Consider the following 25,645-nt stretch of genomic DNA (forward strand, 5'->3'; position numbering starts at 1 on the left):
TGCGCGCTCAGCGGGCTGGCGTCTGGAAGCTGACCGAGGCCGGACGGCCGGGCAGGTTCAGGGTCGCGGTGGCGGGCGGCGTGGTCGCCACCACCTGGCCGGCGCGCAGCACCATCAGGCGGGTGGCGCGCAGGCGCAGCGCTTCGACGGCATCGCGCGCCTGCAGCAGCACCAGATCAGCGCGCTTGCCGACCGCCAGGCCGGTTTCGTCCAGACCCAGGATCTTGGCCGGCGTGGTGGTGACGGCTTCGAAACAGGCGCGCATCGCGTCCTGGCCCGTCATCTGGGCCACGTGCAGGCCCATGTGCGCGACTTCCAGCATGTCGCCCGAACCCAGGCTGTACCAGGGGTCCATCACGCAGTCGTGGCCGAAGGCCACCGGCACGCCGGCCGCCAGCAACTCGGGCACGCGAGTCATGCCGCGGCGCTTGGGATAGGTGTCGTGGCGGCCTTGCAGCGTGATGTTGATCAGCGGGTTGGCGATGGCGGCCACGCCGGCCTCGCGCATCAGTGGGATCAGCTTGGAGACGTAGTAGTTGTCCATGGAGTGCATGGACGTCAGGTGCGAGCCCGTCACGCGGCCTTGCAGGCCCAGGCGTTGCGCGTGGTATGCCAGCGTCTCGATATGGCGCGATAGCGGATCGTCGCTTTCGTCGCAGTGCATGTCCACGCGCAGGCCGCGTTCAGCAGCCAGTTCGCACAGGATGCGCACCGATTCCGCGCCGTCCTGCATGGTGCGTTCGAAGTGCGGAATGCCGCCGACCACGTCCACGCCCATGTCCAGCGCGCGCTTGAGATTGTCCAGGGCGCCGGGGGCGCGCAGCACGCCGTCCTGCGGGAAGGCCACCAGCTGCAGGTCCAGGTAGGGCCTGACCTTCTCGCGCACGTGCAGCAGCGCTTCGGTCGCCAGCAGGCGCGGGTCGCACACGTCCACGTGCGAACGGATGGCCAGCAGGCCGCGCGCCACGGCCCAATCGCAATAGGCCAGCGCACGCTCGACCAACGCTTCCTGGGTCAGCAGCGGTTTGAGTTCGCCCCACAGCGCGATACCTTCCAGCAGCGTGCCGGACTGGTTCACGCGTGGCAGTCCGAAGGACAGCGTGGAGTCCATATGGAAATGCGCATCGACGAAAGGCGGCGCCACCAACTGGCCCGCCGCGTCCACGGTCTGCGCCGCCTCGGCCTTCAGCGCCGGCTCCAGCGCAACGATGCGGCCGTTGGCGATGCCGATGTCGATGTTCTGGCGGCCATCGGGCAGCGTGCAGTGTCTGAGTATCAGGTCGAGCATGGTGTTCCTAGCTGAAGGTTTCTGTGGTTCATGGTACTGCGCCCCTCGTTGCATTAAACCGGCGCCGCCCTATCCGGGACGCTCAGCCGGTCCGAAGCGATGCTCATTGGCGGCATGAAGCTGGTGCTCCCCCATCCGGGTCGCATGGAGCCGGCTCTGCCGGTCCATCGCGACGCCCCTGGGGGAAGCGCGCAGCGCTCGGGGGGGCCCCCTACCTTTCGCCTTTGCGATAGGGCTTCATCAGCGCCTGCGGATACGCGGCGCGGCGCGCCATCACCACCAGGGCGAGGATGGACAGCACATAGGGCAGCATCAGATAGACCTGGTACGGCAATTCCGGCAGGCCGGGCAAGGCCGCGCCGCCTTGCTGCATGCGCAGTTGCAGCGCGTCGAAGAAGGCGAAGATCAGCGCGCCCAGCAGCGCCTTGCCGGGCCGCCATGACGCGAACACGACCAGCGCCACGCAGACCCAGCCGCGGCCGTTGACCATGTTGAAGAAGAAAGCGTTGAACGCCGCCAGCGTCAGGAAGCTGCCGGCCACGCCCATCAGCGCGGAGCCCGCGACGATGGCGCCCATGCGCAGGCGCGTCACCGACAGGCCCTGCCCTTCGGCCGCAGCCGGGTTCTCGCCCACCATGCGGATCGCCAGGCCGACCGGCGTGCGGTTCAGCACCCAGGCCAGGATGGGCACGGCGGCCAAGGCCAGCAAGGTCATGGGCGTCTGTCCCGCCAGCACCGGGCCGATGAACGGAATGCCGTCCAGGAACTTCATCTCGGCGAACGGCGTGATGGTGGGCGGCGTGGTCACGCTGGGGAAGGTGACACGGTAGGCGAAATAGCTCAGGCTGGTGGCCAGCAGCGTGACGCCCAGGCCGGACACGTGCTGCGACAGGCCGAGTGGCACGGTCAGCACTGCGTGCAGCAGCCCGAATACCGCGCCCGCAAAGGCGGCCGCCAGCACGCCCACATAGAGCGGCGCGCCCAGGTACACCACCAGCCAGCCGGTGAAGGCGCCAGCGGCCATGATGCCTTCGATGCCCAGGTTCAGCACGCCCGCGCGCTCGCACAGCAGCACGCCCAGCGTGCCCAGTATCAGCGGCGTCGCCAGGCGCAGCACTGCCACCCAGAACGCCGAAGAACTCATCAGATCCATCCATTCCATGGCGTGTTCCTCAGGCCCGGTTGCGGCGCAGGCGGTACTGCGCGAATAGCGTCGCGACCAGCATGGCGAGCAACGATGTGGCGACGATGACGTCGGCGATGTAGTTCGGCACTGCGATGGCGCGGCTCATGCTGTCCGCGCCCACCAGCATGCCGGCCACGAACAGGCTGGCCAGGATCACGCCCAGCGGATGCAGGCCGGCCAGCATGGCCACCACCACGCCGGTGTAGCCATAGCCCGGCGACATGTCGAGCGTGACGTAGCCGGTGCGGCCCGCGACCTCGATCGCGCCGGCCAACCCGGCCAGCGCGCCGGACAGCATGGCGGTGCCCAGCATGACGCGGCTCACCGGCAGGCCCAGGAAGCGCGAGGCGTGTGCGTTGGCGCCGACCGCGCGCATCTGGAAGCCGAATACGGTGTAGCGGTTCAGCAGCCACAGTCCCAGCGCCAGGCCGGCGGCCCACAGCAGGCCGGTGTGAGCGCGGGTGCGTTCGATCAGCTTGCCGAGTTCCAGGTCGCCGTTGAGCGCCACGGACTGCGGCCAGCCCATGGCCATGGGATCCTTCATGGGGCCGTCCAGCATCATCGACACGAACAGCAGCACGATGAAGTTGCCCAGCAGCGTGGTCACCACTTCGTCCACGCCGAGGCGGGTCTTGAGGATGGCGGGAATCAGCAGCAGCAAGGCGCCAGCCAGGGCGGCGGCCAGCATCATGCCGGCAAACAGCGCGGGCACCGGCAGGTCGAAGCCGGTGCCGTCATGCAGGCCGCCCACCGCCACCGCGGCCAGCGCGCCCAGGTACAGCTGGCCTTCGGCGCCGATGTTGTAGAAGCGCGCGCGGAACGCCACCGCACAGGCCAGGCCAGTCAGCATCAACGGCGTGGCGCGGGTCAGCGTTTCCGACAGCGCGAAGCGCGAGCCGAACGCGCCTTCGAACAGCAAGGCATAGGTGCGGCCCACGGGGGCGCCGGCCCAGGCCACCAGCAAGGTGCAAACCGCCAGCGTGAAGGCGATGGCCGCGAAAGGCGCCAGGGCCAGCGCCAGGCGGCTGGGTTCCGGACGGCGTTCCAGGATCAGTTTCATGCGAGTAATGCTCGGTAGGGGGTGGAGTCGCGCGGAAGGGAGCGGGTTGTCATCCCTGCGTGCCCGTCATGGCCAGGCCCACCGTGGCGGGCGTCCATTCGGACACCGGCTTCACGGCGATCAGCTTGCCGCTGCACAGCACGGCGATGCGGTCGGCCAGCGCGAAGATTTCTTCCAGGTCTTCGGATACCAGCAGCACGCCCGCGCCGCGCGTGCGCGCCGCCAGCAGTTGCTCGCGCACATAGGCGACCGCGCCGATGTCCAGGCCCCAGGTGGGCTGGTCGGCCACGATGAAGCGCGGTTGGCGCGCCAGCGTGCGGCCCAGGATCAGCTTCTGCATGTTGCCGCCGGACAGGCTGCGGGTGCGGACGTCGAGCGACGCGGCTCGCACGTCGAACTGCTTGGCCAAGGCTTGTGCGTACGCTTTGCCGGCGCGCGCCCGAATCAGGCCCCAGCGCGCAAAGCGCGGGTCCTTCAGGTCTTCGACGATGGCGTTTTCCCACAAGGGGCTGTCGCCGATCACGCCTTCGCCGTGGCGGTCTTCCGGGATGCGGCCGACGTGGGCCGCAGTCCAGCCGGCTGGCGTCGTGGGGGCCGCCGCATGCTCGGGGCCCAGGCGTATGGTGCCGTCCGTGGGCTGGCGCAGGCCGGTCAGCACCGATACCAGCGCCTGCTGGCCGTTGCCGGCCACACCCGCGATGGCGACGATCTCGTGCTTGTGGACCACCAGGTCCAGGCTGTCCAGGCGCGTGGCGCCGTCGCGGCCGTCGCGCACCGTCACTTGCGACAGCGTCACCACGGGCGCGGCCTGCTCGGCGGCGGCCACGGCTTCGGCGTGCGGCATGACGACCTTGCGGCCCACCATCAGCTCGGCCAGTTCGGCCGGGTTGGTGCTGGCGGTCTCGCGCTCGGCCACCAGCTTGCCCTGGCGCAGCACCGCCACGCGGCCTGACACCGCCATCACTTCGTCCAGCTTGTGCGAGATGAAGATCACGGCCAGGCCTTCGTCGACGAAGCCGCGCAGGGTGGCGAACAGGTCCTGCACTTCCTGCGGCGTGAGCACCGCGGTGGGCTCGTCCAGGATCAGGACGCGCGCGCCGCGGTACAGCGCCTTCAGGATCTCGACCCGCTGCTTCTCGCCGACCGACAGCGTGCCGACGCGTGCGTCCGGGTCCACGCCCAGGCCGAAGCGCTGGCCCAATTCGACCAGGCGCTGGCGCGCCTTGCCGCGGCCGGATGCCAGCTTCCACAGCGATTCCGTACCAACCATGATGTTGTCCAGCACGGTCAGGTTGTCGGCCAGCGTGAAGTGCTGATGCACCATGCCGACCCCGGCCGCCAGCGCGGCGTCGGGCCGGCCGGCGGGCAAGGGTTGGCCAAAGACTTCGATGTTGCCTGCGTCGGCCACGTAATGGCCGAACAGGATCGACACCAGGGTCGATTTGCCGGCGCCGTTCTCGCCCAGCAAGGCCAACACTTCGCCCTGGCGCAGCGTGAGCGATATGTCGTCGTTGGCCGTGAGGCTGCCAAAACGTTTGGTGATCCCCGTCAGTTGCAGGGCGAGAGGCGCTGATTTCATCGTGCCGAGGACTTGGGTTCTTTGTCGTTGACCTTGACGCTGAAGCCGCCGTCCAGGATGGCCTTCTGCTTGGCTTGCACCTTGGCCATCAGGTCGGCCGGGATCTTGCTTTCGAAGGTGCCCAGCGGCGCCAGCGACGAGCCCTTGTGCTTCATCAGCGAGTACTGGCCGTAGTCATCCGCCTTGAACGTGCCGGCGCGCACCTGCTTGAGCGCTTCGTCGATGGTCGGTTCCATGCTCCACAGCGCCGAGGCCACCACGGTCTCCGGATATTGCTGCTGCGTGTCGATCACGTTGCCGATGGCCAGCTTGCCGCGTTCGCGGGCGGCATCCGACACGCCGAAGCGCTCGGCATAGAGCACGTCGGCGCCCTTGTCGATCATGGCGAAGGCGGCTTCCTTGGCCTTCGGGGGATCGAACCAGGAACCGATGAAGGTCACGGTGAATTCGGCTTGCGGGTTCACTTCCTTGGCGCCTTCGATGAAGGCGTGCATCAGGCGGTTCACCTCAGGAATGGGGTAGCCGCCCACCAGGCCGATCTTGCCCGTCTTGCTCATGCCGCCGGCGATCATGCCGGTCAGGTAGGCGGGTTCCTGGATGTAGTTGTCGAACACCGAGAAGTTGGGCTGCTGCGGCTTGCCCGAGGAACCCATCAGGAAGGCGGTTTGCGGATAGTCCTTGGCCACCTTGCGGGCGGCGGCTTCCACCGCGAAGGCCTCGCCCACCACCAGCTTGTTGCCCTGCTCGGCGTACTGGCGCATCACGCGCTCGTAATCGGCGTTGGTGACGTTTTCCGAGAACGTGTATTCGATCTCGCCGCGATCGCGCGCCGCGACCAGCGCCTTGTGGATGCGCGACACCCATTGCTGTTCGACCGGCACCGTGTAGATGGCGGCGACCTTGGTCTTGGCGGGCGCCTGGGCCTGGGCGGCGCCTGAGAACAGCAGCGCGCCGACAGCGGCGGCGGCCAGCTTGAGCAGGCCGCGGCGGGCGATGCCGGCGACGGACGGGGTGGAAAAGGCTTTCATGCGGGTGACTCCTGCGCAGGGAAGGAAGGGGATGGGGATGGGAGGCGATGCGCGTCCCACACGGGCCCGCGCGCGCCTGGAGCGCGCGCTGCCGCGGCCCGGTTCCATATGGCGGCCGCCGGCAGGCGTGCCGGGACTAGCGTACGGAAACGAGGGCTTGGGATCGGTCATCGGATGGGAGCGCCAGGAGGCGCACCCCTCCGAATGGTCGGGTTCGCAGCCAGTCCTGGCGAAGCAATTTGTATGCCATGGGGCGTTCCCGCGACAAGTCGGGGAAACCTGATGGCCGGGCAGGATTATAGGCACCCTGGCGGGGATTGGTGGCACCAGGACGGTGCGCGGCGTTTCAAGGGGTGGACAGACCGCGTGTCAGGTCGAAGTTCAGTGTGTCTGAATTTCACCTGGGCACGGATCGCCGGCCCTGCGGACGCTGCATCATTGAGACTTGAATTTGGTCCGCGTATTGGTGCGCAGCAAACAGAACGGGCAGGTGCGGGCCAGTCTGAGGATAGGCGGGCGCCACGGGCCGATTTGATGAACCGGTTGCTCAAATAGGGAGGCCCCACCGGGGTGGGGCCATCGTTCGGACCTAGTTGCATCACCAGCATTCACATCTGGGAGTGGCTTTTCTAGGGCAGCGTGCCGACTGTAGCGTTTTTGAGCATGGCTTTCAACCAAGTTTTCGGCGGTGCGTGCAGGAGTGCCCTTCTTGGAAGGAGAAATAGGACCAATGGAATGGAAACTGCGTGAAACGGCGTTCTCCGCCCCTCGAATGGGGCGTTACCTGAACAGCTATGGCGGAGACGTGTTACGGGCGGCCGTTGCCTACGATCACAATGTCCTGTTGGCGCAGGCGCTGATGCCTGCCTTGCAGACGATGGAAATAGTCCTTCGAAACGCCATCCATCGAAGTTTGAGCAGGTCGATGGGAAGCGTCGACAGGTGGAATGGTTTGCCCTCCCCTGAGTTCGAGTGGTTGCAAAGGGCGGTGGGCGACGCAGGGGGCAAGATTCAACGACGCCGGGAACGCGTCACCACCGATAAGATTGTTGCCGAGTTGACTTTTGGATCTTGGACGCGGCTGTTCAATGCCCAACATGGGCGCACGTTATGGGGGCGTCTCCTCCTGGCCTTTCCCACCTGTCCCAAAGCCAAGCGTCAGCGCGGCCCGATCAGTTCGTCCCTGAACCGCATTCGCGACTTGCGAAACCGAGTCATGCACCATGAACCGTTGCTGTGGGTAGCGCCTTCGGTGAAGGATATTCACGACGATATCCAGGAGGTCCTGGACTGGATCGATCCGGGCATCAACCGCTGGCTCGTCCATCACGACTCCCTGCCAGCGAGATGGGCTGAATGCGCGGCGATTTGAATGCCGCAGCCCAGGCTCGATGAAATTCGAGGCATGGAACGGGCCGTTGCAGTTGCAGGCGTGCCGATCCGGGTTTCACGAGCCTAAAATCACCTGCATGAACCGCGCGCGTGCGCGGCAAGCTGGAAGACCCCATGCAAGATATACAACTGCTGCTGGAACAGTACGGCGGGTGGCTGGTGTTCGCCAACGTGCTGGTCGAGCAGGCCGGCCTGCCGGTGCCCGCCTATCCCATGCTGATCGCCGCCGGCGCGCTGGGCGGTGCGGGCGGGTGGCTCGTGCCCTGGATGGCGGCTACGGTCGCTTGCCTGCTGGCTGACAGCCTCTGGTACGCGGCCGGGCAGCGCTATGGTTCGCGCCTCTTGGGCGTGATCTGCAAGATGTCGCTGTCGCAGGATTCCTGCATCCGGCAGACGCAGCGCCTGTACCTGCGCATCGGCGTGCGCGCGCTGCTGGTGTGCAAGTTCCTGCCGGGCGCGGGCGCGCTGTCCACCGTCATGGCGGGCCTGACGGGCACGCCCTATCGCCGCTTCCTGGGGTATGACCTGGTGGGTTCGCTGATCTGGTCGGGGTCGGCCCTGCTGCTGGGCGGCCTGTTCCACAACGTGGTGAACGACTTCCTGGAAATCCTGGGCACCTATGGCGCCATGGGACTGGGCGTGCTGGCGTCGGTGCTGGCGCTGTACATCCTGGCGCGCTTCCTGCGGCGCCGCATCCTGCTGCGCAGCTTGCGCGTGATTCCGCGCCTGTCGGTGGACGAGTTGATGCAGTGGCGCCAAGCCGGCCGCAATGCGCTGGTTTTCGATGTGCGTCCCGAAGCGCTGCGCGAAGAGCAGCGCATCCCCGGCGCGATCGCCGTGGACCTGAAGGCGCCCTTGCCCCGGCTGGACGCCGGGGCGCTGGAATCCGACATCGTCGTGTACTGCGCCTGCCCCAACGAAGCCTCGGCCGCGCTGTTGGCGTCGAGGTTGCGCGCCGCCGGCTATCCCAAGACCTGGGCCTTGCGCGGCGGATATCAGGCTTGGCAGGAGCACGAGCACCCGCTACCCCCGCAAGGCGCATAATTCCGCCATGAGCCCGCGCAGACGGCGGGCAGCCTACAGGAGAGACAGGCATGCGGATTTTGTTCTTGGGCGCCGGCGGCACCGGCGGTTACTTCGGCGGACGGGCAGCCCAGGCGGGCGCGGACGTGACCTTCCTGGTGCGCGAACCGCGCGCCGCACGGATCCGCGAACAGGGCCTGCGCATCAAGAGCCCGCTGGGCGACGCCACGCTGCAGCCGCAACTGGTCACGCAGCAAACCCTGCAAGGCAGTTACGACGTGGTGGTGCTGAGCTGCAAGGCCTATGACCTGGCCAGCGCCATCGAGGCCATCCGCCCCGCGGTCGGACCCGATACCGCGGTGCTGCCCATCATGAACGGCGTGCTGCAGTACGACGTGCTGGACCGCGAGTTCGAGCCGCACCGGGTGCTGGGCGGGCTGTGCCAGATCAACGCCACCTTGGGTCCCGAGGGCGAAGTGATTCATCTGGGCAAGTACGCCAACATCGTCTTCGGCGAACGTGCCGGCCCTGCCCGCAGCGACCGCTGCGTCGCGCTGGAACAGGCCCTGGCCGGCGGCGAGTACGTCAGTCGCCTGAGCACCGACATCTACCAGGACATCTGGGAAAAATACGTGTTCCTGACGACGCTGGCCGCCGCTACCTGCCTGATGCGCGGCTCGGTCGGGCAGATTGCCTCTACCGACGACGGCATCGACATCATGAGCGGGCTGCTGCAAGAATCGCAAGCCGTTGCCGCCGCCTCGGGCCACGCGGTGCGGCCGGAGGCCGACGCGTCGGCGCGCAAGCTGATTACGGACCGTACCCAGCCCGTTACCGCGTCGATGTTCCGCGACCTGAGCCAAGGCCTGCCGGTCGAGGCGGATCATATCGTCGGTGACATGGTGCGGCGCGCCCGCACCCTGGGCGTGGACGCGACCTACCTGCGCACGGCTTACGCGCATCTGCAGGTCTACCAGGCGCAGCGCGCCGCCGCTGGCTGAGCGCTTCTGCCCCTGGGGCGGCCCCTGTTCAAGCGGGGCCGCCGGGAGCACACTGGCAGGGCGGGTTCCGGGAGTCCGACGGGTGGGTCCGTCGGCCCGTTCCAACCGGGTTTCCTGGTTATTGGTGCAAAAAATGCAAAAAACTCATCCGGTTTTACGGGTTTTTTGATCGAATTTGAACGAATAGTATGGCTTTGCCTGAGCCAAAGCGCGTAGCGCCGCAAGTTGCGGCGGCCCTGGCTCCCCTACCCCAAGGAGCAAGACCATGAAAGTTGCATTGATCGGAATTACCGGCCGCGTGGGTTCGCGCGTGGCTGACGAATTGCTCAAGCGTGGCCACCAGGTCACGGGCATCGCCCGCAACCTGTCCGACGTGAACCCGCAGCTCGGCCTGACCATCAAGCAGGGCGACGCCACTGATCCGGAAGCGCTGACCTCGTTGCTGACCGGCCATGACGCCGTGATCAGCGCATCGCGCTTCGTGTCGTCGGACGCCAAGCCGCTCCTGAGTGCCGTGAAGGACGCGGGCGTGCCGCGCCTGCTGGTGGTCGGGGGCGCGGGCAGCCTGCTGGTTGCGCCCGGCAAGATGCTGATCGACACCCCCGAATTCCCCGACGCCTACAAGCCTGAGGCGCGCGCCGGCGTGGTGTTCCTGGACACGCTGCGCCATGAAAAGGTGCTGAACTGGACCTTCCTGTCGCCCTCGGCGCTGTTTGAGCCGGGCGAGCGCACCGGCAAGTTCCGGCTGGGCGACGATACGCTGCTGGCCGATGACGAAGGCAAGAGCTGGATCTCGATGGAAGACTACGCCATCGCGCTGGTCGACGAGCTCGAAGCGCCCAAGCATTCGCGCCGCCGCTACACCGTGGGCTATTGATTCCGACTGTCGACGGACTGAAGGGGCCTCGACGAGAGGCCCCTTTTTCATTCCGGACACAGACCGGAACCGATGTTTTTGTTTGTAAACTGGCGCACCGCCAGCCGGCGTTCCAACCCCTGAGTTTGCCCTGTATGCGTATGAAGTTGAAATCGTTGGCCCTCTGCATGCTGGTTGCCGCATCCTGTCTGGCGGCGGTGCCCGCCGCCGCAGCCGCGCCCCAATCCAACAAGGACCTGGTGGTGGCGTTCTTCCGCATGATGTTCCAGGACCGCGACATCGACGAGGCGGTGCGCCGGTACGTCAGCCCGGACTACATCCAGCACAACCCCTACATGCAGGATGGCGTCGGTCCCCTGGTGGATTTCTTTCCCGCCTATTTCGAGCAGCATCCGCAGTCCATCGTCGAGATCAAGCGCGTGATCGCCGAGGGCGACCTGGTGCTTATCCACAACCTGTGGCGCGATTCGCCGGAAGACCGCGGCCAGGCCGTGATGGACATCTTCCGTGTGGAAGACGGCAAGATCGTGGAACACTGGGACGTGAGCCAGGAAATCCCCGAGAACCCCGCCAACAAGAACGGCATGTTCTAGGAAGCGCCGCATGTCCCCCATCGAACCCGTAGACCTGTCCCGCGCCTACCTGCTGCTGAATCACGGCCCCACGGTGCTGGTGACCAGTGCCCACGGCGATGCGCGCAACGTCATGGCGGCCGCCTGGGCCATGCCCCTGGATTTCAGCCCGCCCAAGATGCTGGTGGTGGTGGACAAGAACACCTACACGCGCGGCCTGATCGAAGCGTCGGGCGAGTTCGCGCTGTGCATCCCGTCGCGCGCGCAAGCCCGCGCCACGCTGCGGGTGGGTACCGATTCCGGGCGCGACGAAGACAAGTTCCAGGCCAGCGGCCTGACGACCTTTCCCGCCAGCAAGATTGGCGCGCCGCTCATCAGCGGCTGCCTGGGCTGGCTCGAATGCCGAGTCGTGCCCGAGCCGCACAACCAGCAGGCCTATGACCTCTTCATCGGCGAGGTCGTGGCCGCATGGGCCGAGCCGGAAGCGTTTTCCGGCAACCGCTGGCATTTCCCCGACGCCCAGCGCCGCTCGGTGCATTACGTGGCCGGCGGCTCCTTCTTTGCCACCGGCGAAGCCTTCAACGTTTCCGATCCGGAGTAATCATCATGCGCAGCGTATATCTGGCGGGTTTCGACGTGTTCCTGCCCGATGCGGCGGCGCACGGCAAACGCTTGCAGGCGCTGTGCGCCACATACGGGTTCGACGGCCTGTTCCCGCTGGACAACGAGGCGCCGCGGGACCTGTCGGGCCAGGCGCTGGCGCGATGGATCTACCGTGAGAACATCGCGCTGATCCGGCGCGCGGACATGGTGATGGCGAACCTGAATCCGTTTCGCGGCGCCGAATCCGATTCCGGCACGGCCTTCGAAGTCGGCTACGCCATCGCTTGCGGCAAGACTGTATGGGGCTACACCGGCCAGGCGGGTTCGCTGATCGATCAGGTGGCGGTGGGCGCCGCGGCCGATGACGGCATGTCGCGCATGGTCGATGCGGAGGGCTACACCGTGGAAGACTTTGGCCTGAACCTGAACCTGATGCTGGCGTGCAGCGCCCGCATCGTTACCGGCAGCGCCGCCGATTGTCTGGCCGAGATGGCCCGGGCTCCGGGCCGCTAGCTGTCCAGCATCGGCCGCATGCCGCCATCAGCCTGGGCCAATCGCCGCCGGCCCGAAATGCGCGGTTAGCGGCGCACGGATTTTGCGGTCTTTCGCGGCGTCGGGCGGGGGACCGTCGTCGGTGCACCCAGGTATCCCATCACCGCGTCGACCACCGCCTGTTCCAGCTGCGGCGTCGAAAATCCCGCGGGTGGCTCCAGCGCTGCAGCGTGCACCAGCGACTCCATGATGCGCAACACCACATAGGTCGCCAGGTCGCGGTCCTGCTGCGCGATTTCGGCGCGATGTAGTTCCAGCAGATGGCGCATGCGCCGGTGGATATCCTGGTCCGCGCGGCTGTGCTCATGCGGCTGGTCGAACAGCGGGAACTCCCTTTCCAACACGCGATGCAGCGCTGGCTCCAGCATGTGGGCATGCAGCATCGCTTCGACGATGGCCGCGACGCGCTCGCGCAGCGTGGCCGCGGGATTGCTGTCCAGGACCCCGTCGATCACGTCCAGCATCTGGTTGTCGTGGCGGTTATGCAGCGCCGCGATCAAGGCGTTCTTGTTGGGGAAGTACTGGTATAGCGAACCGACGCTGACGCCGGCCGTCTCCGCGATCAGGTTGGTGTTGGTGCCCGCGTAGCCGTGGGTGGCCAGAACGCGAGCCGTGGCTTGCAGAATCGTCTCTACGGTGTGCTGGGATCTGAGCTGGCGCGGCGATTTCCGGGGCTGTGGGATGGCGGTCATGGGTACTGTGAAAGGCGAGTATCGAATATGAGCAATGGCTCATAAAATTTCCGGCAGGCAATCCGGTTCATCGCCCGCACCCGGCGATTATGCCATCGACGGTTTTCAAACTGGTTCCGGATTGCGCATCTCTCACTTAAGGAAATTCAATGTCGCATTCATCGACGGCCGGGGCCATGCCCGCGGCCCAGGGGCCCGTGCGCTCCGTCTTTGCGCAAGTGCTGCCGCTGGCGCTGGCGGTGTTCGTCGGGTTCTTCATGATCGGCCTGCCCATGCCGGTGCTGCCTCTGTATGTGGATGGAACGCTGGCGCTGGGGGCGCTGGTCGTTGGCGTGGTGGCGGGCCTGCAGTTCGCCGCCGCCTTGCTGTCGCGCGCCTATGCGGGTTCGCTGGCCGATCGTCGCGGCGCCAAGCGCGCCGTGGTGGGCGGCTTCGTGCTGGGCTCCATCGCGGGCTTGTTCTATCTGTTGGCCGACGACCTGTCGGCGAGGCCGCAGGCGGCGCTGGCCGCGCTCTTGGCCGGACGCGCGTTGATGGGCTGCGCCGAAAGCCTCATCGTCACTGGCGCCCTGAGCTGGGGCGTGGGCCGCGTGGGGCCGCAGAACGCGGGCCGCGTGATGGCCTGGGTCGGCGTGGCGATCTACGCCGCCTATGCGCTGGGCGCGCCCGCCGGCATGCGGCTCTACGGCGTTACGGGCTTTGCGGGCATCGCCTGGGCCACGGCGCTGATTCCGTTGGCGGCCCTGGCGTTGGTGTTGCCGTTGCGCGGGGTGCGCGCGGCAGGCGGCGTGCGCACGCCTTTCTACAAAGTGCTGGGTCTGGTGCTGCTGCCCGGCGTGGGCCTGGCGCTGGCCAGCGTCGGCTTCGGCGTGATCACCGCGTTTGTGAGCCTGTTGTTCTCGCAAAGGGGTTGGGACGGCGCGGCGTGGATGTTCACGGCGTTCGGCGTGGGCTTCATTCTGGCCCGCGTGTTCTTTGCCGGCCTGCCGGACAAGCTGGGCGGTGCGCGTGTGGCGCTCGTGTGCGCGCTGATTGAAGCCGCAGGGCAATGGCTGATCTGGACCGGAACCACACCGGCCTGGGCCTTTGCCGGCGCGCTGCTGACGGGTGCGGGCTACTCGCTGGCATTCCCTGCCTTCGGCGTCGAAGCCGTGCGCCGCGTGCCCGCGGCAAGCCGGGGCGCAGCCATGGGGGCGTATGTGGCCTTCCTGGACGTGGCCTTGGGGCTGAGCAGTCCGGCAGCCGGCTGGCTGGCCGGCGAGCAAGGCTACGGCGCGGTGTATGCGATGGGTGGCGCTTGCGCGCTGGCGGCGATGGTCGTCGCCATGGCGCTCAGGACGCGGAGGTAAAAAAATGGCGGCGCCGGACCCGGCGCCGCCTGCGCAAGGATCAGACCGTCGCGGCCATCTCCAGCACTTCATCGTCGATCGCTTCGGCCTGGCCGTCCTTCAGCTGTTGCAGATGGTCGGCCAGTTCCGCGATGGTCAGTGCCACCAACCCGTGCTGTGCGGCGTAGCGTTCCAGGGCGGCGCCGCGCATCATGGTGCCGTCGGCATTCATCAGTTCGCACAGCACGCCGGCCGGACGCAGGCCGGCCAGCACCGCCAGGTCCACCGAGCCTTCAGTGTGGCCGCGGCGGGTCAGCACGCCGCCCGGCTGGGCGCGCAGCGGGAACACGTGGCCCGGGCTGACGATGTCCTCGCTCTGCGCCGACGGCGAAATGGCGGCGCGGATGGTGGTGACGCGATCCACGGCCGACACGCCGGTGCTGACGCCTTCGCGCGCTTCGATGGAAACCGTGAAGGCGGTGGCAAAGCGGCTCTGGTTGCGCTGGACCATGGGCGGAAGCTCCAGCCGGTCCAGGGTTTCGCCGGGCAGGCACAGGCAGACGATGCCGCTGCCGTCGCGGATCAGTTGGGCCATGACAGGTACCGTCAGCTTGTCGGCGGCCACGATCAGGTCGGCCTCGTTCTCGCGATCGAAATCATCCATGAGGATGACCGGACGGCCCAGGCGCAGATGATGCAGGGCGCGCTGCAAACGCGCGGCGAAGGGCTGCGAAGCCAGGCTGGGGATGGGGGACTGCGGGGTAAGGGTAACGTTGGACATTTGAAACGCTCTCGCAAGTTAAAAGGGGCGAAAAACGTTTCAGGGCTACTCGACAGCCGAACGCAATACGGCAGTCCAGGCGCGGGTGCGCCCGGTGCTACCGTTGTGCCGGCACATCTTCTCTCATCCGGACTATGACCGTCGGCCCTGGCATCTCACCAGATCTGCTGACCCCGGTATCCGTGAAGGACGCCGGGCGCTCGCGGGCTCGCCACATTGCATGGCATACCGCCGGTGGGGAATTACACCCCGCCCTGAAGACGTACTGCATGTCGTGTTAACGACCTGGGGGATTGTACGCCTGTCCGCGGGCGGGGCCGGAATACGCCGGCTGCGCCTGGGGTCTTCGGGGTAAGGCGGGGTCCGACCCCGCCAGGATCAGGAGGCTGCTTCGACGGTCTCGGGCTGGTCAGCCGCTTCCTTCTTCTTCTTTTTGGCCGGCAGCGCCAGCATCGTGCCACGGCACGGCGGCGTGCCGCAGAGGCAGCGGTAGCCTTCCTTCAACTTCTTGGTGATGCGGCCGTCCAGCACCAGGCCATAGTCGTACGACAGCTCGGTGCCGCGCGGGATGTCCTGCAGCGCGACGATGTAGACGCGCTTGCCGTGCTTGCCTTCCTGCGCCTCGCAGTTCGGTTCGCAGGAATGGTTGATCCAGCGGGCGTCGTTGCCGTTGTCGCCGCCGTCGATCACGCGGCCGGAGCTGAGCGCGAAGAAGAAAGTGTGGAAGGGATCGTCCGGATTGGTCGGATGGCGGCGGTCGGCTTCCTTGGCGCTGATGCGTTCGCCGCCGTACTCGACGATGCGCGTGCCTGCGGGAATCTTGCGCGCGGCGAAGACGCCGTTGCCGTGCAGCTTGGAGCGGCGGACGGCATACCAGGGCTTGATCGGAGTGTCTTCGTTGGTCATTGATCAGTGGAAGTGGCGGTGAGACGAAACAGAATTATATCGGCGCGTATTTGACAGCTTGATGGGCGTATAGTGTGCGCCGCCTTGTTCCTCCTGGTTAGCACCATGATCGTCCGTCCGCGTCCTTCCGCGCTGGCTTTGTTCTTTGTCTTGCGCGGCTCCATCATTCCCCGGATCCTCAGCCGCATCCTGGTCATCACGGCGCTGTCCTGCCTGGTGGTGTGGATGTACCACCAGGAGTGGTTCTCGCCCGCCCACCTGTCGGCGGTGCCGTTTTCGCTGTTCGGCCTGGCCCTGTCCGTGTTCATGGGCTTTCGCAACAACGTCTGCTACGACCGCTGGTGGGAAGCGCGCAAGCAATGGGGCGAACTGATCGTGCAGGCGCGCAGCCTGGCGCGCGAAAGCGCGGTGCTGTTGGCAGCCAGCACCGCCAACCCGGTGCAGGAACGCATTGTGCGCCGTTGCATCGGCTTCGGCTACGCGCTGGCGGCGCGGCTGCGCCAGGAAGACATGGCTGCTGCTGCGCGCCCCTGGGTGCAGCAGGACGAGGCCGAGATTCTGGCTGGCTGCCGTAACGTGCCCGATGCGCTGCTCATGGCCATCAACCGCGACCTGGCGGCCTGCCTGCGGCGCGGCGAACTGAGCGACATCCTGTACCAGGCGCTGACCCAGCGCGTGGCCGCCTGCGCCGCCATCCAGGCGGCCTGCGAGCGCATCAAGTTCACACCCTCGCCCTTCGCCTATTCGCTGCTGCTGCATCGCACGGCCTGGCTGTTCTGCCTGTTGCTGCCTTTCGGCCTGGTGGGCACGCTGGAATACATGATGCCGGCGGCCGTCACCATCGTGGCCTATACCTTCTTCGGCCTGGACGCGGTGGGCGACGAACTGGAAGACCCGTTCGGCTCGGATGAGAACGACCTGCCGTTGTCGGCGCTGGCCCGCGTGATCGAGATCGACCTCTTGGAAGGCCTGGGCGTGCGGCCCCTGCCCGAGCCCGCCGTGCCGGTGGACTTCGTGCTGCGCTGAGGCGCGCCTATTCCGCCAACCCGGTCAACGGCAGCTTGGTTTCCTTCAACCGGCGCAGCACGAAGCAGGATTTGCTGTGCCGGATGCCCGGGATGCGGTAGAGCTGTTCACGCAGCAGCCGCTCGTAGTCGCGGGTGTCGCGCACGGCGATGCGGATGTAATAGTCGTAGTCGCCCGAGACCAGGAAGGCTTCCAGGACCTCGGGAATCTGCGCCAGCGCCCGGCCGAACTCGTACAGCGTTTCCTCGCTGTGGCTCTCCAGCGTGACGTGGACGATCACCGTGTCCATGAAGCCCAGGCTGGCTGGGTCGATGTCCACGGTATAGCCGCGGATCACCCCGGCGCTTTCCATGCGCTTGATGCGGTTCCAGCACGGCGTGGACGACAGGCCCACGGCCGCGCCGATGTCGTTCAGGCTGGCGCGCGCGTTGTCCTGCAGCACCTTCAAAATGGCGAGATCAAACTTGTCCAGGTTCATTTTCTTTGATTCCTTCAAATCAAAGATAAATTTACTCCGTCCAGCCGTTATTCGTGGAAAAGAAGATAAATATTCTTCCGATCTACGAATAAGATGGATAGCATGAACGATCGCCTGCACCCCACCGCCGCCACCGCGCTTGCCGCCACTGAACGCCCCGCTCACAACGGGGCGAAAATTCTGCTCGATACGCTGATCGCCCACGGCGTGGATACCGTCTTCGGCTATCCCGGGGGCGCGGTGCTGCCGCTGTACGACGCGCTCTACGCCGAGCCGCGCCTGCGTCACGTGCTGGTGCGCCACGAACAGGCCGCCGTTCACGCGGCCGAGGGCTACGCCCGCAGCACCGGCCGCACGGGCGTGGTCTTCGTCACGTCCGGCCCCGGCATGGCCAACACCACTTCCGGCTTGCTGGACGCCATGTGCGATTCGATCCCGGTGCTCTGTATCAGCGGCCAGGTCGCGACGGCAGCCATCGGCACCGATGCCTTCCAGGAATGCGATGCCATCGGCATCTCGCGTTCGGTGACCAAGTGGAACACCCAGGTCCGCTCGGTGGACGACGTGGGTGCCGTAGTGGCCCGCGCCTTCGAACTGACCCGCCAGGGCCGGCCCGGCCCGGTGTTGCTGGATTTCCCCAAGGACGTGCAGTTGGCCGTGCCGCGCGACGCGGATGACGATGCCATGCCTTCGCAACAGAAGCTGGCCGCGCTGCGCGCGCGCCGCCAGGCGGGCAAGCTGGCGCCCAAGCTGCCGCAGTCGGCCGTGCGCCGCGCCGCCGCGCTGATCGCCCAGGCCAAGCGGCCCATCTTCTACGGCGGCGGCGGGCTGGTGAACGCCGGCCCCGAGGCCTGCGAGGCCTACACCGATCTGGTGCGCCACACCGGCGCGCCCTGCACCCTGACCCTGATGGGCCTGGGCGCGTTCCCCGCGTCCGACCCGCAGTTCGTCGGCATGCTGGGCATGCACGGCACGGTCGAGGCCAACCTGGCCATGCACAACGCCGACCTGGTGGTCTGCATCGGCGCCCGTTTCGATGACCGTATCACCGGCAAGCTGTCGGAGTTCTGCCCGCACGCGCGCAAGATCCATATCGATATCGACCCCGCCTCTATCAACAAGGTGGTGCGCGTGGACGTGGCGCTGGTGGGCGATTGCCTGCCGCTGGTGCGCGCCCTGCGCGCCGAACTTGGCGACGAGCCCATGGACGCGGCGCGGCTGGCGCCCTGGTACAAGCGCATCGCCGCCTGGCGTGCCCAGGACTGCCTGGGCTATACCCCGGCGGCCGACGCGATCTTGCCGCAGCACCTGATGTCGCGCCTGAACGCCGCGCTGGCGGACCGCGACGCCATTGTCTCGACCGACGTGGGCCAGCACCAGATGTGGGCCGCGCAATACCTGCGCTTCGACAAGCCCAACCGCTGGCTGACCTCCGGCGGCGCCGGCACCATGGGCTACGGCGTGCCTGCCGCCATCGGCGCGCAAGTCGCCCATCCCGACAAGACCGTGGTCTGCGTCAGCGGCGACGCCTCGGTGCTGATGAACATCCAGGAACTGTCCACCGCCATGCAGCACCAGACCCCCGTCAAGGTCGTGCTGTGCAACAACGGCTACATGGGCATGGTGCGGCAATGGCAGGAGTTGATCCATGGCGGGCGCTACAGCCATAGCTACAACGCCTCCCTGCCCGATTTCGTGGCGCTGGCGCGCGCCTTCGGTTGGGGCGCGGCCCGGGTGGACGATCCGGCACAGCTGGACGCCGCGCTGGCCGAGTGCCTGGCGCATGACGGCCCCTACTTCCTGGACGTGGCGGTGACGGCGCAGGAGAACTGCTTCCCGATGATGCCGGCAGGCCATGGGCATCAGAAGATGATGCTGGCGGAAGGCGTCTGGTATCAGGACGAGACGACCTGATTGCCGATGGGCTGCTGGAGCAGCCCATTAGTTCGCTTCAAAACTGGATCGACAAGCCGCCGTCCACCACCAGCACGTGCCCGTTCACGTATGACGCCGCGGGCGAGGCCAGGAACACGGCGGCGCCTGCAATTTCCTCTGGCTCGCCCCAACGGCCCATGGGATTGCGTTCGGCGATCCGGGGACCGACCGCAGGGTCCGCCACCATTTCCGCATTGGTTTCCGTGGCGAAGGTGCCCGGCGCGATGGCGTTGCTGGTGATGCCGTAGCCGCCGAATTCCGCCGCCAACGCGCGCACCATGCCCGTCAGGCCCTGCTTGGCCGCGGGATAGACCGCATCGCCCGCGCGCGCCAGCTCGCCCACCACCGAGGTAATCGCGATCAGGCGGCCGCTGCCCTGGCGCACCATGCGCTCGGCGGCGAACTTGGCCAGCAGCATGCCGGCAACCATGTCGGTGTCGATCAGCTCGCGGATCTCGGCCGGGCTGGTGTCGCGCAGAGTCTTGCGGTTGCGCGCACCGACGTTGTTCACCAGGATGTCCAGGCGGCGATGGTCGCGGTCTATGTCCAGGAAAGCGCGTTCCATGGCGGCGTCGTCGCTGATGTCGAACGGCAGCGGATGCGCGTCCAGGCCGGCGGCAGTCAGTTCACCCGCCGCGGCCGCGACGGCCTCGGCGTTGCGGCCGTTGATCAGCACGCGCGCGCCGCAGCCGGCCAATGCTCGGGCGATACAGAAGCCCAGCCCGCGGGCAGAACCTGTGACCAGGGCGACCTGTCCCGTCAGGTCGAAGTTGCGCAAATACGGCAGCGTATTCATGTCAGTCGTCCAAAGTGCTTCGTCTCAATCAGGGCAGCGCGGATCTACCTATTCCCGGAACTCCGGCGCCCAGTGCAGCAGCCGCCGTTCCAGCCAGGTCACACAATAAACCAGCGCGATGCCGACGATGGACAGCAGCGTCACCGCCGCGAACATGTCGGTGGCGTTCAGCGTCGCCAGCGCGGTGATCATCAGATAGCCCATGCCCGTGGTGGAACCGACGAACTCCGCCAGCACCACGCCGATCAGCGCGAAGCTGATGGCATTGGGCAAGGCCGCGAAGGTCCACGCGGCCGCGGTCGGGATGCGCACCCGCCACAGGATCTGGCGCGGCGAACCACCCAACGTGCGGCAGAAGTCCACCAGTTCGCGCTCCACGCTGCGCCCGCCCTTGTAGGTGTTGAAGAACACCAGGAAGAACACCACGAACCAGGACGTCACCACCTTGGAGGCCAGGCCCAGTCCGAAGAACATGGTGATGAGCGGCACGAAGGCGATGCGCGGCATCGAGTTGAAGGCCACGATGAAAGGATTGAACACATCGGCCAGGAAGCGGCTGCGGCTGAGCGTCATGCCCACCACGAAGCCGCTGCCCACACCCACCAGCAGCCCCACCATGGTGGCCTGCAGGGTCAGCCACAGGTGCGGCCAGACCGAGCGCGGGCCGGGCTGCAGCCATTCCCACAGGCGCACGGCCACGCGCGAGGGCTGGCTGATGAAGAAAGGATCGAACAGCGTGTTCTGGGTGAACCAGGGGATGCGCGTGAGGGTTTCCCAGGAGCCCAGGATGATGGCAAGGATCAGCACTTGCCACAGCGTGATGCGCAGCCGGCGCGCGATGCTGGCGCGGCGGTCCAGCCGCAGCTGGTCCTGCAGGGAATCGGCGGAATCGGTGGTGGTCATGACGCGTATCGGTTCAGGCGGCGGCGCGGAACTGCTGTCCCAGCACGCTCCATAGGCTTTGCACGTGGGTCACGAACTGCGGCGTTTCGCGCAGCGTGAAGACGTCGCGCGGATGCGGGATCTCAATGCGCTCGTCCAGCAGCACGCGGCTGGGCGGACCGGACAGCACCACCACGCGGTCGGACAGCAGGATGGCCTCGTCCAGGTCGTGCGTGACCATGACGATGGTCTGGCCCAGCTTGCGCCAGATCTCGATCAGTTCGCGGTGCAGGTGCGTCTTGGTGTGGGTGTCAAGCGCGCCGAAGGGCTCGTCCAGCAGCAGGATGCGCGGCTCGACCGCCAGGCTCATCAAGAGCGCCACGCGCCGCCGCATGCCGCCCGACAGCTGGTGCGGAAAGGCATCGGCGAACTGGCTCAGGTGGCCCATTTCCAGCAGCTCGGCCACGCGGCGCTCGATCTTGTCGGCGGACACGCCCTGGAACTTCAGGCCCAGCGCCACGTTCTTCCGCACGCTGAACCAGGGCAGCAGCGTGTCCTTCTGGAAGATGTAGCCCAGCGCCGGCGGCACCTGCCCGTCGACCACGCGGCCGTCCACGCGGATGGTCCCGGTGGTCGGACGCAGAAAGCCCGCGATCATGTTCAGCAGCGTGCTCTTGCCGCAGCCCGAGGGGCCGACGATGGAGACGAACTCGCCCTCCGGAATCGTCAGGCTGACCTCGCCCACCGCGTGCGTGGTGGCCTGGCGCGTCTGGTAGGCCTTGCCCACCCGGTCCAGCGTGATCATCAAAGGCCCCGGGCGCGGCGCACGAAGCTCATGTTCACGCAACGGTCGTAGGGCACGGTCTTGATCTCGTCGTTGGAGAACTGGCGGCCGTCGCCCATGATGGCCGTCATGCGGTCATAGGCGTCCTGGGTAATGATGTTGTCTTTCAGGAACACCGTTTCCTTGTAGACGCCCAGCGTCTTCTCGATGGCGGCGCGCGGAAAGGCGTTCAGGTAATCGTCGTAGATCGCGTCGGTGACGGCCGCGGCGCTGTTGGCGCTGATGAAGTCCTGCGCGCGGACCAGACCGGTCACGAAGGCCTGCACCACTTCGGGTCGCTTCTGGATGGTGTCCTGCAAGGTCAGGGCCGCGATGCCGGGCACGTCGCCGCCCATGAATTCGTTCCACGAGCTTTCAGTGGTAGCGTCGAAAATGGGCACGCCCCAGCCTTCCTGCTGAGCCTGTTCCATCATGGACATGGTGGCCATGCTGGCGGACACGGAGCCGGTCTTGAGCGCGCCCAGCATGGTCGCCAGGTCGCCCAGCGGGCGGATGTCTACCTTGTCGGCCACGCCGGCCTTCTGCATCAGGTACAGCGCCATCAGCCAGGTGCTGGACTGCGGCTGGGTGGCGCCCACGCGCTTGCCGGCCAGGTCCTTCAACGATTTGATCTTGCCGCTTTCGAAGTCTTCGCGGCGCACGATGACGTTGGCGTAGGTGAGCTTGCGGTCGAAGCCGAACACCAGCGTGGCGGGCTTGCCGGCCAGCGTCAGCGCGGGGGCGGCCGTCGCGGCGGTGGCGCCGAACACGATCTGGCCCGCGGCCAGCAACTGGTTGGTGCGCGGACCGCTTTGCGAATTCAGGTATTCGACTTCCAGCCCACCCTCGCCGAAATAGCCCTTCTTCAGCGCGACGTAGCCGGCGGCGAAGAACGGGTCGATGCTGCCCTGGCCGTAGACGATACGGCCCAGCTTGGGCTGCGCGAACGCGACGCGGCCGTTGACCAGGCTGATGCCGGCCAGCGCGCCTGCGGCGGCCAGCACGCGGCGGCGGGTGGTGGAAGCGGGGCTGTTGCTCATGTCGTCCTCGGAATAGGTCTGGTTGCAGCGGTTTGGCGTAGACAATACCCCAGCAACTGGCGTCCAACAATGGAAAACGCCCGGTTGCCCGGGCGTTGTGCGCGATACGCGGAAGAGGCGTGGCTCCCCTGCTATGCGGCGGTCTTTTTCGGCGCTGCCTTCTTCACCGCTTTCTTGACGGCTGTTTTCGTGGCCGTCTTGGATGCAGTCTTCTTCACCGCAGCCTTCTTGGCCGGCGCTTTCTTGGCGGCGGTCTTGGTCGCGGTTTTTGCAGCCGTCTTGGCGGGCGCGCGGCCCGGCTTTTCAGGACGCGGCTCGAACTCGAAGCCGATCTTGCCGTCCGGCTGGCGGACGAGGAAGGCCTTGAACTTGCGGTTGGTGCGGCTGGAGACGAAGCCGTCGAGCAGGTCGGTGCGGCCGTTGGTCAGCAGCTTTTCCATTTGCTCGCGCGAGATTTCCTGCTGCAGGATGACCTTGCCCGAACGGAAATCGCAGCTCTTTTCGGGGCCGACGGATTTCTCGCAGACATAGCTCATGCCGTGCTCGAACACGCGCGACTGGCACTTGGGGCACGAACCCACCGGCGTGTGGCCGGAGAAGTCCACGGCTTCGCTGTCGTCTTCATCGTTCTGGCCGAAGTCGAACTCCAGCTTGAATTCATCGCTGATGCGCAGGATGGCGGCGAACGGCCGGCCCATCTTGCTGATGAAGCCTTGCAGCGGGCCGATCTCGCGCTTGGCCAGCAGCTCTTCGACTTCCGGCAGCTCGAAGGTGCGGCCGCCCGGGTGCTTGCCGATGGAGAAGTCGCAAGCGGTGCAGGCAAAGCGGCGATAGTTTTCCTTCACCACGGCGCCGCACTTGGGGCACGGCGTCTGCAGCGTGGCGTAGTCGCCCGGCACCGTGTCGCGCTCGTATTCCTTGGCGCGCTTGACGATGACCTGCGTCATCTGCGCGATCTCGCGCATGAAGGCCTCGCGGCCCAGGCCGCCCTGCTCGATCTGCTTGAGCTTGTGTTCCCATTCGCCGGTGAGTTCCGGCGAGGTCAGTTCGGTCACGTCCAGGCCGGACAAGAGCGTCATCAGCTGGCGCGCCTTGGCGGTGGGCACCAGGTCGCGGCCTTCGCGGCGCAGGTAGACCTCGTTGAGCAGGCCTTCGATGATGGCGGCGCGCGTGGCCGGGGTGCCCAGGCCGCGCTCGGACATGGCTTCGCGCAGTTCCTCGTCGTCCACCAGCTTGCCGGCGCCTTCCATGGCCGACAGCAGGGTGCCTTCGTTGAAGCGCGCCGGCGGCTTGGTGGTGAGACCCACGGCCTCGACGTCCTCGGTGCGCACGGTCTCGCCGTCCGCCACGGGCACCAGGTTGGCGTCTTCGCCCTGGGCTTCCTTGCCGTAGACGGCCAGCCATCCCGGGCTGACCAGCACCTTGCCGTCGGTGCGGAAGCGGTGCCCCTGCACTTCGGTCATGCGGGTGGTCACGCGGTATTCCGCGGCGGGGAAGAACACCGCCAGGAAGCGCTTGAGCACCAGGTCGTACAGCTTGGCCTCGGCCTCGCTCAGATCGTGCGGGATCTGCAGCGTGGGGATGATGGCAAAGTGGTCCGACACCTTCTTGTTGTCGAAGATGCGGCGGTTCGGCTTGACCCATTGATTGCCGACCACGGTTTCCGCGTGGCGCGAGAGGCCGCCCACGGCGTTGGAACCGCCCTTGGCCAGCGCGCGCATGGTTTCCTGCACCGTGGCGATGTAGTCCTCGGGCAGGTAGCGCGAATCGGTACGCGGGTAGGTCAGCGCCTTGTGGCGTTCATACAGGGTCTGCGCCAGCGCCAGCGTGGTCTTGGCCGAAAAGCCGAAGCGGCCGTTGGCTTCGCGCTGCAGCGAGGTCAGGTCGTACAGGGCCGGCGACATCTGGGTCGACGGCTTGGATTCTTCCGTGACGTTGCCGGGTTGTTCGCGGCAGGCGGCCACCACGCTTTGCGCGGCGGCTTCCGACCACAGGCGCGATTCGCGCTTTTCCGGGTCGCGGTCGTCTTTCTTGAATTGCGGGTCGATCCAGCGGCCTTCGTAGAGGCCGGCGGCCGCCACGAAGGTGGCGCGCACTTCCCAGTAGTCGCGCGGCACGAAGCGGCGGATGCGCTCCTCGCGCTCGGCCACGATGGCCAGCGTGGGCGTCTGCACCCGGCCGACCGGGGTCTTGAAGAAGCCGCCGTCCTTGCTGTTGAAGGCGGTCATGGCGCGCGTGCCGTTGATGCCCACCAGCCAGTCGGCCTCGGCGCGCGAACGGGCGGCGGCTTCCAGCGGCTTGAGCTGGGAGTCGTCGCGCAGGTTGGCGAAGGCTTCGCGGATGGCGGCCTGGGTCATCGACTGCAGCCAGAGGCGCTGGATCGGCTTCTTCACGCCCGCGTACTGAATGATGTAGCGGAAGATCAGTTCGCCCTCGCGCCCGGCGTCACAGGCGTTGATGATGGCGTCGACATCCTTGCGCTTGGCCAGGCGGACCAGCAGCTTAAGCCGTTCGGCGGATTTCTTGTCGGTGGGGCCCAGTTCGAACTCGGGCGGAATCACGGGCAGGTGCGTGAAGCTCCACTTCCCCTTGACCGGATCGTTGGGCGCGACCAAGCTGAGCAAATGCCCGATACTCGATGCGAGGACGTAACGTTCGCTTTCAAAATAGTCGCCCTCCCGCGCGAAGCCTCCCAAGGCGCGTGATATATCAAGGGCCACCGAGGGCTTCTCGGCAATAATCAGCGTTTTATTCATGTGTATCCAGTGGCGGCAGTCCCGCCGTAGTAGCGCGGATA

At 66.6% G+C, this 25,645-nt stretch carries 24 protein-coding genes and 1 riboswitch; of the genes, 10 read left to right on the forward strand and 14 right to left on the reverse strand.

The genetic code is table 11. The features are described from left to right. Positions 1–7: 7 nt before the first annotated feature. From AC3WOB_RS17335 to AC3WOB_RS17355, 5 genes are all read right to left on the reverse strand, one after another. Entirely contained in the window at positions 8–1,288 is a 1,281-nt protein-coding gene (locus tag AC3WOB_RS17335; protein ID WP_013390806.1) for an amidohydrolase family protein, read from the reverse strand. A 211-nt stretch (positions 1,289–1,499) separates the two neighbouring features. Next, positions 1,500–2,450 (reverse strand): ABC transporter permease, encoded by a 951-nt coding sequence (locus tag AC3WOB_RS17340; RefSeq protein ID WP_013390807.1) that lies wholly within the window; start codon positions 2,448–2,450, stop codon positions 1,500–1,502. Positions 2,451–2,460: 10 nt separating this feature from the next. After that, the gene (locus AC3WOB_RS17345; protein WP_013390808.1) at positions 2,461–3,534 is read right to left on the reverse strand and encodes an ABC transporter permease; all 1,074 of its coding nucleotides are present in this window, start codon (positions 3,532–3,534) and stop codon (positions 2,461–2,463) included. Positions 3,535–3,583: 49 nt separating this feature from the next. Then, positions 3,584–5,113, reverse strand: a complete 1,530-nt coding sequence (locus tag AC3WOB_RS17350; RefSeq protein WP_492275707.1) for an ABC transporter ATP-binding protein — start codon at positions 5,111–5,113, stop codon at positions 3,584–3,586. Continuing rightward, a complete protein-coding gene (locus AC3WOB_RS17355; RefSeq protein ID WP_207467121.1) occupies positions 5,110–6,141 on the reverse strand; it encodes a BMP family protein in 1,032 nt (343 codons plus the stop codon). Before AC3WOB_RS17355 ends, AC3WOB_RS17350 begins: the two co-directional genes overlap by 4 nt. A gap of 730 nt (positions 6,142–6,871) precedes the next feature. Between AC3WOB_RS17355 and AC3WOB_RS17360 the strand changes: the two genes are divergently transcribed. The 7 genes from AC3WOB_RS17360 (at position 6,872) to AC3WOB_RS17390 (ending at position 12,122) form a co-directional block, all read left to right on the forward strand. Then, on the forward strand, positions 6,872–7,513 hold the full coding sequence (locus AC3WOB_RS17360) for a hypothetical protein (protein ID WP_207467119.1): 642 nt from the start codon (positions 6,872–6,874) through the stop codon (positions 7,511–7,513). 134 nt (positions 7,514–7,647) lie between these two features. Beyond that, a complete protein-coding gene (locus AC3WOB_RS17365) occupies positions 7,648–8,577 on the forward strand; it encodes a DedA family protein/thiosulfate sulfurtransferase GlpE (protein WP_492275708.1) in 930 nt (309 codons plus the stop codon). Between the two features lie 50 nt (positions 8,578–8,627). Continuing rightward, the gene (panE, locus tag AC3WOB_RS17370; RefSeq protein WP_207467115.1) at positions 8,628–9,557 is read left to right on the forward strand and encodes a 2-dehydropantoate 2-reductase; all 930 of its coding nucleotides are present in this window, start codon (positions 8,628–8,630) and stop codon (positions 9,555–9,557) included. A gap of 265 nt (positions 9,558–9,822) precedes the next feature. Beyond that, on the forward strand, positions 9,823–10,434 hold the full coding sequence (locus AC3WOB_RS17375; RefSeq protein WP_013390814.1) for an NAD(P)-dependent oxidoreductase: 612 nt from the start codon (positions 9,823–9,825) through the stop codon (positions 10,432–10,434). Positions 10,435–10,568: 134 nt separating this feature from the next. Then, positions 10,569–11,027, forward strand: a complete 459-nt coding sequence (locus tag AC3WOB_RS17380; RefSeq protein ID WP_207467113.1) for a nuclear transport factor 2 family protein — start codon at positions 10,569–10,571, stop codon at positions 11,025–11,027. A 10-nt stretch (positions 11,028–11,037) separates the two neighbouring features. Then, entirely contained in the window at positions 11,038–11,607 is a 570-nt protein-coding gene (locus tag AC3WOB_RS17385; RefSeq protein WP_492275709.1) for a flavin reductase family protein, read from the forward strand. Between the two features lie 5 nt (positions 11,608–11,612). Then, entirely contained in the window at positions 11,613–12,122 is a 510-nt protein-coding gene (locus AC3WOB_RS17390) for a nucleoside 2-deoxyribosyltransferase (RefSeq protein ID WP_492275710.1), read from the forward strand. A gap of 65 nt (positions 12,123–12,187) precedes the next feature. On the opposite strand, the gene AC3WOB_RS17395 is transcribed toward AC3WOB_RS17390, so the two are convergent. After that, positions 12,188–12,853, reverse strand: coding sequence for a TetR/AcrR family transcriptional regulator (locus tag AC3WOB_RS17395; RefSeq protein ID WP_492275711.1), 666 nt, complete (start codon positions 12,851–12,853; stop codon positions 12,188–12,190). 149 nt (positions 12,854–13,002) lie between these two features. Between AC3WOB_RS17395 and AC3WOB_RS17400 the strand changes: the two genes are divergently transcribed. Then, positions 13,003–14,202, forward strand: coding sequence for an arabinose transporter (locus tag AC3WOB_RS17400; RefSeq protein WP_492275712.1), 1,200 nt, complete (start codon positions 13,003–13,005; stop codon positions 14,200–14,202). A gap of 40 nt (positions 14,203–14,242) precedes the next feature. Here AC3WOB_RS17400 and ribB read toward each other — a convergent pair whose 3' ends face one another. Together ribB and AC3WOB_RS17410 are read right to left on the reverse strand one after the other, a co-directional pair. Beyond that, positions 14,243–14,962 carry a 3,4-dihydroxy-2-butanone-4-phosphate synthase gene (gene ribB, locus AC3WOB_RS17405; protein ID WP_088143601.1) on the reverse strand — a complete coding sequence of 240 codons (720 nt, stop codon included), beginning with the start codon at positions 14,960–14,962 and terminating at the stop codon, positions 14,243–14,245. A gap of 111 nt (positions 14,963–15,073) precedes the next feature. Next, positions 15,074–15,228, reverse strand: a riboswitch (FMN riboswitch). Positions 15,229–15,340: 112 nt separating this feature from the next. Next, the gene (locus AC3WOB_RS17410) at positions 15,341–15,868 is read right to left on the reverse strand and encodes an SET domain-containing protein (RefSeq protein ID WP_088143602.1); all 528 of its coding nucleotides are present in this window, start codon (positions 15,866–15,868) and stop codon (positions 15,341–15,343) included. A gap of 105 nt (positions 15,869–15,973) precedes the next feature. On the opposite strand from AC3WOB_RS17410, the gene AC3WOB_RS17415 reads away from it, so the two are divergent. Beyond that, positions 15,974–16,894, forward strand: a complete 921-nt coding sequence (locus AC3WOB_RS17415; protein ID WP_207467103.1) for a bestrophin family protein — start codon at positions 15,974–15,976, stop codon at positions 16,892–16,894. A gap of 7 nt (positions 16,895–16,901) precedes the next feature. Here the strand turns inward: AC3WOB_RS17415 and AC3WOB_RS17420 are convergent, their stop codons facing one another. Then, positions 16,902–17,372 carry an Lrp/AsnC family transcriptional regulator gene (locus AC3WOB_RS17420; protein WP_013390823.1) on the reverse strand — a complete coding sequence of 157 codons (471 nt, stop codon included), beginning with the start codon at positions 17,370–17,372 and terminating at the stop codon, positions 16,902–16,904. A gap of 93 nt (positions 17,373–17,465) precedes the next feature. Here AC3WOB_RS17420 and ilvB point away from each other — a divergent pair, with 93 nt between their 5' ends. After that, a complete protein-coding gene (gene ilvB, locus AC3WOB_RS17425) occupies positions 17,466–19,286 on the forward strand; it encodes a biosynthetic-type acetolactate synthase large subunit (RefSeq protein WP_492275713.1) in 1,821 nt (606 codons plus the stop codon). A gap of 37 nt (positions 19,287–19,323) precedes the next feature. Here the strand turns inward: ilvB and AC3WOB_RS17430 are convergent, their stop codons facing one another. The 5 genes from AC3WOB_RS17430 to AC3WOB_RS17450 all read right to left on the reverse strand — a co-directional run bounded on the left by AC3WOB_RS17430 (position 19,324) and on the right by AC3WOB_RS17450 (position 25,604). After that, positions 19,324–20,103, reverse strand: a complete 780-nt coding sequence (locus AC3WOB_RS17430; RefSeq protein ID WP_424241455.1) for an SDR family oxidoreductase — start codon at positions 20,101–20,103, stop codon at positions 19,324–19,326. A gap of 48 nt (positions 20,104–20,151) precedes the next feature. Beyond that, positions 20,152–21,006 (reverse strand): ABC transporter permease, encoded by an 855-nt coding sequence (locus tag AC3WOB_RS17435; protein WP_332016140.1) that lies wholly within the window; start codon positions 21,004–21,006, stop codon positions 20,152–20,154. A gap of 13 nt (positions 21,007–21,019) precedes the next feature. After that, positions 21,020–21,790 carry an ABC transporter ATP-binding protein gene (locus tag AC3WOB_RS17440; protein ID WP_492275714.1) on the reverse strand — a complete coding sequence of 257 codons (771 nt, stop codon included), beginning with the start codon at positions 21,788–21,790 and terminating at the stop codon, positions 21,020–21,022. Further along, entirely contained in the window at positions 21,790–22,848 is a 1,059-nt protein-coding gene (locus AC3WOB_RS17445; RefSeq protein ID WP_088143606.1) for an ABC transporter substrate-binding protein, read from the reverse strand. Before AC3WOB_RS17445 ends, AC3WOB_RS17440 begins: the two co-directional genes overlap by 1 nt. Positions 22,849–22,979: 131 nt before the next feature. Next, entirely contained in the window at positions 22,980–25,604 is a 2,625-nt protein-coding gene (locus tag AC3WOB_RS17450) for a DNA topoisomerase III (RefSeq protein ID WP_492275715.1), read from the reverse strand. Positions 25,605–25,645: the final 41 nt, after the last annotated feature.

It is taken from the genome of Achromobacter sp. FW305-C-30-7 (genome assembly GCF_058783105.1).

What these genes read in the sequence shown, in the direction of transcription:
- AC3WOB_RS17365 (WP_492275708.1), top strand. Translation starts at nt 7,648, where the DNA reads ATGCAAGATATACAACTGCTGCTGGAACAGTACGGCGGGTGGCTGGTG.
- AC3WOB_RS17410 (WP_088143602.1), bottom strand. Translation starts at nt 15,868, where the DNA reads ATGACCAACGAAGACACTCCGATCAAGCCCTGGTATGCCGTCCGCCGC.
- AC3WOB_RS17335 (WP_013390806.1), bottom strand. Translation starts at nt 1,288, where the DNA reads ATGCTCGACCTGATACTCAGACACTGCACGCTGCCCGATGGCCGCCAG.
- AC3WOB_RS17345 (WP_013390808.1), bottom strand. Translation starts at nt 3,534, where the DNA reads ATGAAACTGATCCTGGAACGCCGTCCGGAACCCAGCCGCCTGGCGCTG.
- ilvB (WP_492275713.1), top strand. Translation starts at nt 17,466, where the DNA reads ATGGATAGCATGAACGATCGCCTGCACCCCACCGCCGCCACCGCGCTT.
- AC3WOB_RS17445 (WP_088143606.1), bottom strand. Translation starts at nt 22,848, where the DNA reads ATGAGCAACAGCCCCGCTTCCACCACCCGCCGCCGCGTGCTGGCCGCC.
- AC3WOB_RS17400 (WP_492275712.1), top strand. Translation starts at nt 13,003, where the DNA reads ATGTCGCATTCATCGACGGCCGGGGCCATGCCCGCGGCCCAGGGGCCC.
- AC3WOB_RS17420 (WP_013390823.1), bottom strand. Translation starts at nt 17,372, where the DNA reads ATGAACCTGGACAAGTTTGATCTCGCCATTTTGAAGGTGCTGCAGGAC.
- AC3WOB_RS17380 (WP_207467113.1), top strand. Translation starts at nt 10,569, where the DNA reads ATGCGTATGAAGTTGAAATCGTTGGCCCTCTGCATGCTGGTTGCCGCA.
- AC3WOB_RS17355 (WP_207467121.1), bottom strand. Translation starts at nt 6,141, where the DNA reads ATGAAAGCCTTTTCCACCCCGTCCGTCGCCGGCATCGCCCGCCGCGGC.
- AC3WOB_RS17440 (WP_492275714.1), bottom strand. Translation starts at nt 21,790, where the DNA reads ATGATCACGCTGGACCGGGTGGGCAAGGCCTACCAGACGCGCCAGGCC.
- panE (WP_207467115.1), top strand. Translation starts at nt 8,628, where the DNA reads ATGCGGATTTTGTTCTTGGGCGCCGGCGGCACCGGCGGTTACTTCGGC.
- AC3WOB_RS17415 (WP_207467103.1), top strand. Translation starts at nt 15,974, where the DNA reads ATGATCGTCCGTCCGCGTCCTTCCGCGCTGGCTTTGTTCTTTGTCTTG.
- AC3WOB_RS17390 (WP_492275710.1), top strand. Translation starts at nt 11,613, where the DNA reads ATGCGCAGCGTATATCTGGCGGGTTTCGACGTGTTCCTGCCCGATGCG.
- AC3WOB_RS17375 (WP_013390814.1), top strand. Translation starts at nt 9,823, where the DNA reads ATGAAAGTTGCATTGATCGGAATTACCGGCCGCGTGGGTTCGCGCGTG.
- AC3WOB_RS17435 (WP_332016140.1), bottom strand. Translation starts at nt 21,006, where the DNA reads ATGACCACCACCGATTCCGCCGATTCCCTGCAGGACCAGCTGCGGCTG.
- AC3WOB_RS17395 (WP_492275711.1), bottom strand. Translation starts at nt 12,853, where the DNA reads ATGACCGCCATCCCACAGCCCCGGAAATCGCCGCGCCAGCTCAGATCC.
- AC3WOB_RS17385 (WP_492275709.1), top strand. Translation starts at nt 11,038, where the DNA reads ATGTCCCCCATCGAACCCGTAGACCTGTCCCGCGCCTACCTGCTGCTG.
- AC3WOB_RS17340 (WP_013390807.1), bottom strand. Translation starts at nt 2,450, where the DNA reads ATGGAATGGATGGATCTGATGAGTTCTTCGGCGTTCTGGGTGGCAGTG.
- AC3WOB_RS17350 (WP_492275707.1), bottom strand. Translation starts at nt 5,113, where the DNA reads ATGAAATCAGCGCCTCTCGCCCTGCAACTGACGGGGATCACCAAACGT.
- AC3WOB_RS17360 (WP_207467119.1), top strand. Translation starts at nt 6,872, where the DNA reads ATGGAATGGAAACTGCGTGAAACGGCGTTCTCCGCCCCTCGAATGGGG.
- AC3WOB_RS17430 (WP_424241455.1), bottom strand. Translation starts at nt 20,103, where the DNA reads ATGAATACGCTGCCGTATTTGCGCAACTTCGACCTGACGGGACAGGTC.
- AC3WOB_RS17450 (WP_492275715.1), bottom strand. Translation starts at nt 25,604, where the DNA reads ATGAATAAAACGCTGATTATTGCCGAGAAGCCCTCGGTGGCCCTTGAT.
- ribB (WP_088143601.1), bottom strand. Translation starts at nt 14,962, where the DNA reads ATGTCCAACGTTACCCTTACCCCGCAGTCCCCCATCCCCAGCCTGGCT.